We start from the raw sequence: 12,720 nt of genomic DNA on the forward strand, positions 1-12,720 counted from the left end.
GAAGCGGATACCGGTTCGCGTGAAGAAAACGCGTCAAAACAAGAAGCCTGAGCTTCGGCTCTGCTTCAATCAGAACCGAAGCTCAGGCGACCGCCTCTCGCGCGCTTACTGCTTGATCTTCCCGTCCTTGTCGAACTGCGAGACAAAGGTCCAGAGATTGTTGATCTCGGTCTCGTTCTTGATGCCGGCGAACGCCATCTTGGTGCCGGGGATCTTGGCCTTGGGGTCCTTGATGTACTCCTTGAACGTGGCTTCGTCCCAGGTGATGCCGGAATTCTTGTTCGCATCCGAATAGCTGTAGTCCGGCGCAGTTCCCGACTTGCGGCCGTTGAGGCCGTTGAGCTCGGGGCCGACCTTGTTCTTGGCGCCTTCGCCGATCGCGTGGCAGGCCAGGCACTTGTTGAACGACGTCTTGCCCGCGGCGGCGTCCTGCGCCATCGCTTTGGAAGATATGGCGGTGGACGCTGCGGCAGTCATGGCGAGGGCAACTAGCGCGCCGAAAGTCAGTTTTGTCATAAGGGTGCTCTTCGTCTCTTCCCGGGTCAGATGGAGGGTCGTGGTTTTGGCAGGTCCAGGGCAAGTGGACAAGCCGCGAATCCTTGACAGGTTTCCTGATAGCAGGCTTGCCCCAGAGAGAACTTGCGCTGCAACAATGCAATGCGACCTTCGGAGGACCTACCCAAAGACGGCAAGACATGATTGATTTGCCGGGACAATTCCCTCCGTCGGACGAAGGCTTCGTAATATGGCCATCATGATGCCCGCAAGCGACCAGGCAGTGCTGGCGCGTCGCAGCGAGATCGTCGCCGCCTTGCGCGCAATCGTATCAGGCGAAGGCGTGATCGACAGCGCCGCCGAGATGCGGGCCTATGAATCCGACGGGCTGACCGCCTATCGCCAGCCGCCGATGGTCGTGGTGCTGCCCGATACGACCGAGCAGGTCTCGCTCGTCCTGAAATATTGTGCCGGGCAGGGCATCAAGGTGGTGCCGCGCGGCTCCGGCACCTCGCTGTCCGGCGGCGCGCTGCCGCTCGAAGACGGCGTGCTGCTCGGGCTCGGCAAGTTCAAGCGCATCCGCGAGATCGATTTCGACAACCGCGTCGTCGTCACCGAGCCCGGTGTCACCAATCTGGCCATCAGCCAGGCGGTCGCGCATGCCGGCTTCTATTACGCGCCCGATCCGTCCTCGCAGATCGCCTGCTCGATCGGCGGCAATGTCGCGGAGAATTCCGGCGGCGTGCACTGCCTCAAATACGGCATGACCACCAACAACGTGCTGGGTTGCGAGATCGTGCTGATGAGCGGCGAGATCCTGCGGATCGGCGGCAAGGGGTGCGAGAACGCCGGCTACGACCTGATGGGCGTCATCACCGGCTCCGAAGGTCTGCTCGGCGTCATCACCGAGATCACGGTGCGCATCCTGCAAAAGACGGAGACGGCGCGCGCGCTGATGGTCGGCTTCGCGGAGGTCGAAGCGGCCGGCGAATGCGTGGCACGCATCATCGGCGCCGGCATCATTCCCGGCGGCATGGAGATGATGGACAAGCCCGCGATCCACGCCGCGGAAGCCTTCGTCCATGCCGGCTATCCGCTCGACGTCGAGGCGCTGCTCATCATCGAGCTCGACGGTCCCAAGATCGAGGTCGACGAGCTGATCACGCGCGTCGAGACCATCGCCAATGCCTGCGGCTCGACCACCTGCCAGATCTCGACCTCGGAGGCCGAGCGCAACCTGTTCTGGGCGGGCCGGAAAGCCGCGTTTCCGGCCGTCGGCCGCTTCTCGCCCGACTATCTCTGCATGGACGGCACCATTCCCCGCGGTGCGCTGCCGAAGGCGCTGGCGCGCATCCGCGAGCTATCGGAAAAATACCAACTCGGCTGCGCCAATGTGTTCCACGCCGGCGACGGCAATTTGCACCCGCTGATCCTCTACGATGCCAACAAGCCCGGCGAGATCGAGCGGGCCGAGGCCTTCGGAGCCGACATCCTGCGCGCCTGTGTCGAGTTCGGCGGGGTGCTCACCGGCGAGCACGGCGTCGGCATCGAGAAGCGCGATCTGATGCCGGAGATGTTCAGCGAGATCGACCTCAACCAGCAGCAGCGGCTGAAATGCGCTTTCGACGCGCAGGGCCTGCTCAACCCCGGAAAAGTGTTTCCGACCCTGCACCGCTGCGCGGAGCTCGGCCGCATGCACGTGCACGCGGGCAAGCTGGCGTTTCCGGACATTCCGCGGTTCTAGTACCCACTTTTCTTGGAACGTGAGTCGTGATTCAAGGTCGGGATGATACCCGAAGCAAGAGAAGTCCACCTTTCGAGGAAAGATCGCAAGGTGCTTGAGGCGTGCTGTCGCTCACCGGTGACGTTGCAGCGCGATTTGAAGCGGGCGCGGATAGTTCTGTTGGCGGCGGATGGGCGCAGCACCCGGTCGATCGCCAAGGAAGTTGGGGTCCAGCCGCGGATTGTCAGCCTTTGGCGGCATCGCTATGCCGACCATGGCCTTGAAGGGCTGCAAGACAAGCCGCGGCCTGGCAAGCAGCCGATCTATACGAAGACGACCGACAAGCGGATTCTGAAGCTGCTGGATAAGCCGCCACCGCAAGGGTTTGCGCGCTGGACCGGCCCCCTGCTGGCCGAGGCGCTGGGCGATGTCGATGTCCAATATGTCTGGCGGTTCCTGCGCAGCCACAAGATTGACCTGGTGGCTCGCAAGTCCTGGTGCGAGAGCAACGACCCGAACTTTACGGCCAAAGCCGCCGATGTTGTCGGCCTCTATGTCGCGCCGCCGGCGAAGGCCATTGTGCTGTGCGTGGACGAGAAGCCCTCGATCCAGGCTTTGGAGCGAGCGCAGGGTTATCTGAAGTTGCCCAATGGCCGCGCCTTGACCGGCCAAAGCCACGATTACAAGCGGCATGGCACCACAACATTGTTTGCGGCGCTCGAAGTCGCCACCGGAAAGATCATCGCGACCCATTCAAAACGCCGGCGCCGCGTCGAGTTTCTCGATTTCATGAACAGCGTCACCGCGGCTTTTCCGAACCGCAAGCTTCACGTCATCCTCGACAACCTCAACACCCATAAAAAGAACGAGGACTGGCTCAAGGCCCACCCCAACGTGCAATTTCATTTCACGCCGACAAGTGCGTCATGGCTCAATCAGGTCGAAGTATGGTTTTCCATCTTGCAGGGGCAGTCGCTCAGCGGCACCTCCTTCACGAGCCTCAAGCAGCTTCAGGAACACATCGATGCCTACGTCAACGCATACAACGACAGAGCCGAGCCCTTCGTCTGGACCAAGAAAAAGGTCCGTCAACGCCGTTTCAAAGGCCGCCGTATCACTCAGCTCTGATTCCGGGTACTAGGCGCTCGCGCGGAGGGAAGGGGCTTGCGATGCAAACCTCTTCCCTCCGAAACGCTTACAGCAGCCCGTATTGCGCCCGCTCGCGCTTCGCCAGTAGCGGCAGGGCTTCGCCGGCGATGTACGTCTTGAAGTGCGCGCTCTCCTGGTGCGCCTTGAAAGCGGCCTCGTCGCGGAACAGCTCGTAGAACAGGAACTGGGCCGGATTCTCCCTGGCGCGCGAGATCAGGAACAGCTTGACGCCGTCCTCGCGCTGCGCCTCGGGCAGGAAGCGGTCGAGGATCGCGGCGACCTTGTCGGCCTCGCCGGGCTTGGCCTCCCATTGCGCGACGACGAGCAGGCCGCCGCCGTCGACGGCGTCGCTGAGGGATTTCTGCGTGGCATAGTGGTTCATGGTCGTTCCTCCTTGCTGCTGGGCTTGAGATGACGACGTCCACGGCGAGAGATAGATCGCCATGACGGCACCGAAGGCGGTGATCACCGACCTGCGGCTGAATGTTTCGTGGACGCGCGGCGCCGGCCGCGCATATGTCGATCGCTCCATGTGTGTCTCCGTCGGTTGGGCTCGATCGCGATCGGCGCAAGCTTGTAGCGATGGCCTGTCGGCTTTGGTTCGCCGGTGATCGAAGTGTCGATGTCGTGAACGCTTCGATCTTTATCGAACCGTTGTCGTCGGATGTCGCGGAGCCGGCCTGATGGAGTTTCGTCGCACGCCGCACTGGCATTGCACGGCTGGGTGGTCGCCGCGTCACGCTGCATTTGATTTTGGCGGCGAATTTCGCTACCGCCTTTTCCCGTGGATACGCTCAAGGTCAGAGACGCCAAAGACGTCGAAGAGGTGGTGCGCGCGGCGATTGCCAACGAGCAGCCGCTCGAGATCATCGGTCATGGCAGCAAGCGCAGCATTGGCCACGCGATGGCGACCAACGCCGCGCTCGACGTCTCCGCGCTCAATGCCGTCACCTCCTACGAGCCCAACGAGCTGATCGTGACGCTTGAGGCCGGTGCGCCACTGGCCGACGTGCTGTCGCTGATCGATGCCAAGAACCAGCAATTCGCCTTTGAGCCGATGAACACCGCGCCGCTGCTCGGCACGCCCGTATCAGGCACCATCGGCGGCATGATCGCGGCGGGCCTCGCCGGCCCGCGGCGCATCAGGGCGGGCGGGGCGCGCGACCACCTGCTCGGGGCGCACGCCGTCTCCGGTTTCGGCGACAGCTTCAAGACCGGCGGCAAGGTGGTGAAGAACGTCACCGGCTACGACCTCTGCAAGCTTCTGGCCGGTTCCTGGGGCACGCTGTCGGTGATGACCGAGGTCACGCTGAAGGTGATGCCGAAGCCGGAGGCCGAGCGGACGCTGCTGCTGCGCGGGCTCGACGATGCCGCCGCCAACAAGGCGATGACCGCGGCGCTCGGCTCGCCCTTCGACGTGTCCGGCGCCGCCCACCTGCCGAAATCCGCGTTCCGGGCGAAGATCGACGGGCTCGGCGACATCGCGGGCCAGGGCGAAGCGCTGACCGTGCTGCGGCTCGAAGGCATTACCGCTTCAGCCGCCCACCGCGCCGGTTCGCTGCGCGAATTGCTGGCGCCGTTCGGAACCGCGGCCCTGGTCGAGGACGCATCGTCGGCGGCACTGTGGGCGACCGTCCGCGACGTCCTGCCGTTCGCGGCCGGCGGCGCGCTGGGCGCCCGGCCGGTGTGGCGGATCGTCTGTCCGCCGGCGTCAGGTGCGGCGCTCGGGACCCAGCTGGCGCGCGAGACCGGCGGCGACGTGATTTACGACTGGGGCGGCGGATTGATCTGGGCCGCACTGCCGCCGAAGGGCGACGCGCATGAACCGGCCGTGCGCGCGCGTGCGAATGCGGTCGGCGGGCATGCCATGCTGATCCGGGCGGCAGAGGATGTCAGGCGCGACGTCGATGTGTTCCATCCGCAAGCGCCAGGCATCGCCGCCCTGAGCGAGCGGGTACGGGCCGGTTTCGATCCGAAGTCCATTCTCAACCGGGGACGGCTGACGCGGGGCGCTGCGGCATGAAGACCGAATTCTCACTCGCGCAGCTTGCCGATCCCGATATCGCGGAGGCCGACAAGATCCTGCGCGCCTGCGTCCATTGCGGCTTCTGCACTGCAACCTGTCCGACCTATGTGCTGCTCGGCGACGAGCTCGATAGCCCGCGCGGCCGCATCTATCTGATCAAGGAGATGCTGGAGAAGGACCAGACGCCGACGGCCGAGGTGGTCAAGCATGTCGACCGCTGCCTGTCGTGCCTGGCCTGCATGACGACCTGCCCCTCCGGGGTGAACTACATGCACCTCGTCGACCAGGCCCGGGTCAGGATCGAGCAACGCTATCAGCGGCCACTCACCGAGCGGCTGCTGCGCCAGATGCTGGCCTTCGTCCTGCCGGATCCGCAGCGCTTCCGCGTCAGCATGTGGCTGGCGCGGCTGGCCCGTCCGCTCGCCGTATTCCTGCCGACGCCGCGGCCCTCGGCGACACCGGGCCTGGTCCAGCGCCTCAAGGCGATGCTGGCGCTGGCCCCGAACCGGCTGCCGTCGCCCGGCCCCCTCCCGGGCAGCGTGTTTGCGGCGCTCGGCAAGAAGCGCGGCCGGGTCGCGCTGCTCCAGGGCTGCGCGCAGCAGGTGCTGGCGCCGCGCATCAACCAGTCTGCCATCAGTCTTCTCACCCGCCACGGCATCGAGGTCGTCCTGGTCAGGGACGAGCAATGCTGCGGCGCGCTGACCCATCACCTTGGCAACGACCACGATGCGCTGGCGCGGGCTCGCGCCAATATCGCGGCATGGCGGGCGGAAGCGGGCGGCGAGGGGCTCGACGCCATCCTGGTGACGGCGTCCGGCTGCGGCACCGTGATCAAGGACTACGGCTATCTGCTGCGCGAGGACGCTGCGTTCGCGGCCGATGCGGCGAAGGTGTCCGCGCTTGCCAAGGACATCACCGAATATGTTGCCGGCCTCGATCTCGCGACCACTGCGATAGGCGACAACATCGTCGTCGCCTATCACTCCGCCTGTTCGTTGCAGCACGGGCAGAAAATCACGGGCCTTCCGAAAGAATTGCTTTCCAAGAATGGATTCGTGGTGAAAGATGTGCCCGAGAGCCATTTGTGTTGCGGTTCGGCGGGGACCTACAACATTCTCCAACCCGAGCTTGCGGGCCGGTTGCGTGATCGCAAGGTCGCCAACATCGCGAGCGTCAAGCCGGACATGATTGCCGCGGGCAATATCGGCTGCATGGTGCAGATTGCCAGTGGCACGTCAGTTCCGGTCGTACACACGATTGAGCTTCTCGATTGGGCTACGGGCGGGTCGCGGCCGGCATTGAACGCGTCGAGCTGAGCTTTCGTCCGGAGGTGACGGCGGAAAGACGTCCGATCGACCATTGTTCGGCGGCAACAGGAGGACCACGATGGCGAAAGCGAAAAAGAAAAAAAGCAAGAAGGCAAAAAAGGCCAAGAAGGCTGTAGCGGCGAAGAAGACCGCGAAGAAGGCGACGAAGAAGGCAGCCAAGAAGTCAGCGAAGAAATCTGCCAAGAAGGCCGCTAAGAAGGCCGCACCGAAGAAGTCGGCCAAGAAGGCTGCAAAGAAGGCTGCACCGAAGAAGGCCGCCAAGAAGGTTGCGAAGAAAGCGGCACCGAAGAAGGCGAAGGCAGCTCCCGCGCCGAAGCCGTCAGCGCCGGTGGCAGCTCCGGCTCCCGAGCCTGTCGCCGAGACAAGCTGGGCGATGCCTTCGTCTTCTGCGGAACCGACGCCGGCCGAGGGGCAGGGTTAGGCCTAAGGTCAGGCCCGCGGTCAGGCCAGGGGCTGGGCCAGGGCTGGCTTCAACCCAACGACCACGATCGACAGCAGGAGGGCCGCGGCGGCGACGCTGCGGCCTTTCTGCATCGCGGCTGTGGCTGCCGGAGGCCGCCATTCCCCGGCGTCAGCCCGATTCGTAGCGCGCGGAGCACGGTACTGCAGGTCTCCGTACTAACCCCCGTCCTCCAGTGCCCTTTGGAGGGCAAATAATGTGATCGAGAAGCCACACAGGCAGACAACCTTTCGTGAAATCGTCAGAACGCCTAAAAAGTCAGCAGATGCCCGCGTTTTTTGCTTCACGGTTCACATCCTCCGATCCAGATTGCCGCAGTCATGAATTTTTGATGTTGGGTCGTACGCCCCGGGGGGCTTCCGGGAAACCGACTGGGTGAGAACTGGTGATGGGGATCGAAATGAAAAAAGTGGCTTTGTTGGCAACGGCGCTGGCAATGGTGACGACGGGTTCGGCTTTCGCGGCGGATATGGCGGTGAAGGCCAAGAAGGCCCCGCCGGTCGCTGCCTTCGACCCCTGGGACATCGCCTTCGGCGGTGCGCTCGTCAGCGATTACATCTTCCGCGGCGTGACCCAGTCGAACCACCAGCCGTCGGTCGCCGCTTATTTCGAGCCGCGCTACAACGTCACCAAGGACCTCCAGCTTTACGCCGGTGTGTCCGCGGAGAGCATCTCCTTCGCCAACCGCGCTGCGGCTGAAGTCGACGTCTACGGCGGTATCCGCCCGACCTTCGGCGCCTTCGCCTTCGACTTCGGTATCTGGGGCTACCTGTATCCGGGCGGAAGCTGCGCCGACAACGTGCTCACCGGCGGCGTTCCCGGCGGCAACGTCTGCGCCGTCAGCACCACCACGATCTTCCTCGCCGACGGCAACGTCATGAAGAAGAACGTCAGCTTCTTCGAAGGCTATGCCAAGCTGAACTACACCATCAACGACAACTGGGCCGTCGGCGTGAACGAGTACTACTCGCCGAACTTCCTGAACTCGGGTGCCTGGGGCAACTACGCGTCGGTGACTGCCAAGTACACCGCGCCCAGCACCGTCTTCGGTCCCTCGGGCGTCGGCATGTATGTGTCGGGTGAGTTCGGCCGCCAGTGGTTCGGCACCTCGGACGCCTTCTACGGCACCGGCGCCGGCACCGTTTTCGCCAACGGTATTCCCTACAAGGACTACAACACCTGGAACGTCGGCATCGGCTTCACCTACAAGGTGTTCACGCTGGATCTGCGTTACTCCGACACCGACCTGAACAAGGGTGATTGCAACGCCTTCACCAGCGCCTTCAATGCCACCGGCACCACCAACGTCACCCCGATCAACCCGAGCGGCGCTGGCTCCAACTGGTGCGGCGCGGCCGGCATCGCCAAGCTGTCGTTCGACCTGACGGCGATGACCAACCTGAAGTAAGTTTCTTCCCGAAACGACTTGCTGAGGGCGGCAGAGCAATCTGCCGCCCTTTTGCTTTTTGCGGCCTGGAGCGCTGCGATCGTGCCGGGCCTTCATGGTTTTCTAGGCGATGCGAAGCATCGTCCGGGAGGCGCGCCGCAAGGGCGGCGCTCCTCACCATGAGGATCTGGGATTTTGCCGCGAAGTCCGACCTCATTCTGAGGGCCCGCCAAAGGCGGGCGTCTCGAAGGATGGGCCGCAAGGAAAGGCCCTTATCGAGGTCCTTCGACTACGATAGCGATCGTCTTGCGCCTCAGCGCGCCACGGTCGATTCCGCCTGGACGGGCTCCCCGCTCTTGCCGAGGACGTGGATCTGGCCGTCCTTCACCATCGTCACCTTGCGAGTATGGAAAGCATCGAGGGTCGAGCGATGGCCGATCGAGACGATGGCGGCTTGCGGCAGCCTCTCCGTCAGCAGCCGGTACAGCCGGGCCTCGGACGGCTCGTCCAGCGAGGCGGTGGCCTCGTCCAGGAACAGATAGTCCGGCGCATGCAGCAGCGCGCGGGCGAGACCCAGACGCTGCTGCTCGCCGAGCGACAGCATCCGGTTCCAGTGCCCGTCCTCGTCGAGCCGCTCGGCGAGGTCGGGCAATCCGACCGCGATCAGCGCGTCCCGGACGCGCGCGGCGTCGAATGTACCAGGCGCTGCGGGATAGACCACGGCATCGCGCAGAACCCCGACGGGGAAATAGGGGCGCTGCGGCAGCATCATCAGCTTCGCCCTTTCAGGGACGACGATGGTGCCGGTGCCGAACGGCCAGATGCCGGCGATGGCCCGGAACAGGGTCGACTTGCCGGAGCCGGACGGCCCCGTCACCAGCACGCGCTCCGGCACCTGGATGGCGAAGGCGCCGGCGGCGACCAGCGGCGTGCCGTTGGGCAGGTTCACGCAGAGCTGCTCGAGGCCGATATTGCGGTCGCCGCCGGCGGCCTCGAGGGCGATCGCCGGCTCATGTGCCGGCAGGTTCGCGGCTGAATCGACCGACATCTCGAAGCCATCGAGACGCGCGACGATCGAGCGCCATTCCGCGAGCGATCGGTAAGCCGTGACGAAGAACGACAACGCGCCTTGTACGCTGGAAAAGGCCGATGCGGTCTGCATCATGTCGCCGAGCTGGATCTTCTTGGCGAAGAAGGCCGGCGCCACCAGCACATAGGGAAAGATCACGGCGGCCTGCTGATAGCTCGCGGTGAACGCGGTGAGGCGCTTGGTCCGGCTCATGATGGCGTACCAGTTGCCGATCACAAGGCCGAAGCGACCCAGGAGCCGGCCGCGTTCGGCCCCTTCACCCTTGAGCAGCGCGATCTGCTCGGAATTCTCGCGGACGCGAACGAGGTGGAAGCGGAAGTCGGCCTCATAGCGCTGCTGCTCGAAATTGAGGTTGACCAGCGGAGCGCCGATCCAGTGCGTCAGCGCGGTGCCGAAGATCGCGTAGACCAGCGCGCCCCAGCAAAGATAGCCCGGGATCATGAGGTCGGTGCCGAACAGGTGCAGCGGCGCGGCGTTGGAGAGACCCCAGAGGATGATCACGAAGGAGAACAGCGTCACGATCGACGAGAGCAGGCCGAGCCCGATCGTCAGGGTCTGCTCGACGAAGTTCTTGACGTCCTCGGTGATGCGCTGGTCCGGGTTGTCAGCCGCATCGCCCTTGAGCTGCATGCGGTAATGCGTGGCGCCTTGCAGCCATTCGCCCAGATAGTGCCGGGTCAGCCATTGCCGCCAGCGGATCTGGAGCCATTGGTTCAAGTACAGCTTGTAGACCGCCAGCGCGATAAACATCGAGGCGAGGGCGACGAAAATCCAGATCTGCGTGACGAACGCGTCCCAGTCGCTCGCCTGCAGTGCGCTGTAGAACCGGTTCTGCCACTGGTTCACGAGCACGTCGATCGCGACCAGCGCCAGCTCCATCGCGATCACGGCGGCGAGCAGGCCGCGGCCGACCCATTTGTCCTCGGATCGGAAATAGGGGACGGCGATTCGCCAGACGATCGCGAGCGTGGCGCTGATGTTCTTCACAGAGCTCTGTCTCCTGAGGGGATGTGCACAAATGCCTGGAGCCAAAGGCTTGTGGCAATGGCCGAAATGGCCGCGCTTAGACTAAAGTCGCAAGTTCTGCAATTTGCGTTGGCTTGTCGGCGCTTGCAACCCTAGCATGGGGTTTAACGGCGCGGGGTGGGGGCCTTCGGGACTTCGCGAGCTTGTGAGCGGACGGGAACCGCCGCATTCGCGAGGAATTCGCGTCCAGCTCGGGGGTTATCGCATCCAGCGTCAAGCAGGTTCGGCTGTCCACGCGGGCCGCCTGCGGCACACATGCGTGGGGGAGGAAGACCATGTGGAATCAAATCTATGATCCGCTGCACAACCCTGTGCTGTCGACGATCGCCGCGGCGGTACCCGTCGTCACGCTGCTGGTCCTGATCGCGAGCGGCCGCGTCCAGGCGCATATCGCGGCCATCATCGCCGTGATCGTGGCCAACCTGATCACGATCTTCGTCTTCACCATGCCGGTGAACATGTCGATCCGCGCCTCGATCCTCGGCGTCGTGACCGGCTTCTTCCCGATCGGCTGGATCGTTCTCAACGTCATCTTCCTCTACCAGGTGACGGTGACCACCGGACGCTTCGAATTGCTCAAGCGCGCGGTCGGGGGCGTCACCGAGGACCGGCGGCTGCAATTGCTGCTGATCGCGTTCTCGTTCGGCGCCTTCTTCGAGGGCGCCTCCGGCTTCGGCACGCCGGTTGCGATCACCGGCGCGGTGCTGATCGGCCTCGGCTTCTCGCCGCTCGCCGCTTCCGGCCTGTCGCTGATCGCCAACACCGCGCCGGTCGCCTATGGCGCGCTGGGCACGCCGATCCAGGGCCTTGCCTCGGTCACCGGGCTCGATCCCTACATCCTCGGCGCGATGGTCGGACGGCAGTTGCCGTTCTTCTCGCTGATCGTGCCGTTCTGGGTGGTGTGGGCGTTCGCGGGCTGGAAGGGCATGAAGGACGTCTGGCCGGCGATCCTCGTCACCGGCGTGTCGTTCGCGGTCCCGCAATTCGTGATCTCGAACTTCATCAATCCGTGGATCGTCGACATCGGCGCCTCGCTGATCTCGATGGGCGCGCTGATCCTGTTCCTGAAGGTGTGGCAGCCCAGGCAGCTCTGGCTGTCGCCGGCGCTGCGCGGCCGCGACGAATCGGCCTCCACCATGGCCGCCGCAAAGCCGCTGGACAAGACACCGCTGACGCAAAGCGAACTCTTCAGCGCGCTGCTGCCATGGATCATGGTCTGCATCGTGATGCTGGTCTGGGGCAATGGCGGCTTCAAGACCTGGGCGAACTCGATCTTCACCTGGAACTATCCCGTTCCCGAGTTGCACCAGATGATCAACAAGATGCCGCCGGTCGCGCCAGGGCCGACCAAGGAGAGCGCGGTGTTCGGCTTCACCTACCTGTCCTTCACCGGTACGGGCATGCTGATCGCGGCGATCATCTCCGGCTTCCTGATGGGCGTCGGTCCCGGCAAGCTCGTGACCGAGTACGCCCGCACCATCCGGCTGTGCGCGATCTCGCTGATCACGATCTCGGCGATGCTCGCGATCGGCACGCTGACGCGCCTGTCCGGCGTCGATGCGACGCTCGGTCTCGCCTTCGCCGCAACCGGCGTGCTCTATCCCTTCTTCGGCACGCTGCTCGGCTGGCTCGGCGTGGCGCTGACGGGATCGGACACCGCCTCCAACGTGCTGTTCGGAAACTTACAGAAGATCACTTCCGAGCAGCTCGGCCTGTCGCCGATCCTGATGGGCGCGGCGAACTCCTCCGGCGGCGTGATGGGCAAGATGATCGACGCGCAATCGATCGTCGTCGCCTCCACCGCCACCAACTGGTACGGCCATGAAGGCACGATCCTGCGCTTCGTGTTCTGGCACTCGATCGTGCTGGCCTGTCTCGTCGGTGTGCTCGTGACGTTGCAGGCCTATGTCTGGCCGTTCACGGCGATGGTGCTGAAGTAACAGGCCCCACTTCGACGCAAATCCCCGCGGGGTTCACCTCCGCGGGGATTTTGCGTCCGTCATGGGCGAACCTTCTCAATGGCGCCGCCGTCTTAT

Annotated in this window: 10 protein-coding genes; 7 read left to right on the top strand and 3 right to left on the bottom strand. The window is 64.2% G+C overall.

What is annotated here, in order from left to right:
* Positions 1-105: 105 nt before the first annotated feature.
* The gene (gene cycA / locus ACFLEY_RS06365) at positions 106-516 is read right to left on the bottom strand and encodes a cytochrome c-550 CycA (protein WP_060910407.1); all 411 of its coding nucleotides are present in this window, start codon (positions 514-516) and stop codon (positions 106-108) included.
* 229 nt (positions 517-745) lie between these two features.
* Between cycA and ACFLEY_RS06370 the strand changes: the two genes are divergently transcribed.
* Both ACFLEY_RS06370 and ACFLEY_RS06375 read left to right on the top strand, forming a co-directional pair.
* Positions 746-2,239: an FAD-linked oxidase C-terminal domain-containing protein gene (locus ACFLEY_RS06370; RefSeq protein ID WP_396604561.1), complete on the top strand. Its 1,494-nt coding sequence runs from the start codon at positions 746-748 to the stop codon at positions 2,237-2,239.
* A 42-nt stretch (positions 2,240-2,281) separates the two neighbouring features.
* Positions 2,282-3,346, top strand: coding sequence for an IS630-like element ISRj1 family transposase (locus ACFLEY_RS06375; protein WP_026192128.1), 1,065 nt, complete (start codon positions 2,282-2,284; stop codon positions 3,344-3,346).
* Between the two features lie 67 nt (positions 3,347-3,413).
* On the opposite strand, the gene ACFLEY_RS06380 is transcribed toward ACFLEY_RS06375, so the two are convergent.
* Positions 3,414-3,899, bottom strand: coding sequence for a putative quinol monooxygenase (locus ACFLEY_RS06380; RefSeq protein WP_082755937.1), 486 nt, complete (start codon positions 3,897-3,899; stop codon positions 3,414-3,416).
* A gap of 252 nt (positions 3,900-4,151) precedes the next feature.
* Between ACFLEY_RS06380 and ACFLEY_RS06385 the strand changes: the two genes are divergently transcribed.
* The 4 genes from ACFLEY_RS06385 to ACFLEY_RS06400 all read left to right on the top strand — a co-directional run bounded on the left by ACFLEY_RS06385 (position 4,152) and on the right by ACFLEY_RS06400 (position 8,589).
* Positions 4,152-5,390 (top strand): FAD-binding protein, encoded by a 1,239-nt coding sequence (locus ACFLEY_RS06385; protein ID WP_060910409.1) that lies wholly within the window; start codon positions 4,152-4,154, stop codon positions 5,388-5,390.
* Complete coding sequence (glcF, locus tag ACFLEY_RS06390; protein WP_060910410.1) at positions 5,387-6,709, top strand: glycolate oxidase subunit GlcF; 1,323 nt, start codon at positions 5,387-5,389, stop codon at positions 6,707-6,709. Before ACFLEY_RS06385 ends, glcF begins: the two co-directional genes overlap by 4 nt.
* Positions 6,710-6,779: 70 nt before the next feature.
* A complete protein-coding gene (locus tag ACFLEY_RS06395) occupies positions 6,780-7,142 on the top strand; it encodes a hypothetical protein (protein WP_049832533.1) in 363 nt (120 codons plus the stop codon).
* A 439-nt stretch (positions 7,143-7,581) separates the two neighbouring features.
* Complete coding sequence (locus ACFLEY_RS06400; RefSeq protein ID WP_028174608.1) at positions 7,582-8,589, top strand: TorF family putative porin; 1,008 nt, start codon at positions 7,582-7,584, stop codon at positions 8,587-8,589.
* Positions 8,590-8,881: 292 nt separating this feature from the next.
* Here the strand turns inward: ACFLEY_RS06400 and ACFLEY_RS06405 are convergent, their stop codons facing one another.
* Positions 8,882-10,645 (bottom strand): ABC transporter ATP-binding protein/permease, encoded by a 1,764-nt coding sequence (locus ACFLEY_RS06405; RefSeq protein ID WP_060910411.1) that lies wholly within the window; start codon positions 10,643-10,645, stop codon positions 8,882-8,884.
* 314 nt (positions 10,646-10,959) lie between these two features.
* On the opposite strand from ACFLEY_RS06405, the gene ACFLEY_RS06410 reads away from it, so the two are divergent.
* Entirely contained in the window at positions 10,960-12,624 is a 1,665-nt protein-coding gene (locus ACFLEY_RS06410; RefSeq protein WP_011090268.1) for an L-lactate permease, read from the top strand.
* Positions 12,625-12,720 lie beyond the last annotated feature (96 nt).

The organism is Bradyrhizobium sp. YCK136 (assembly GCF_044570075.1).
GTDB classification, from domain to species: Bacteria; Pseudomonadota; Alphaproteobacteria; order Rhizobiales; family Xanthobacteraceae; genus Bradyrhizobium; species Bradyrhizobium diazoefficiens.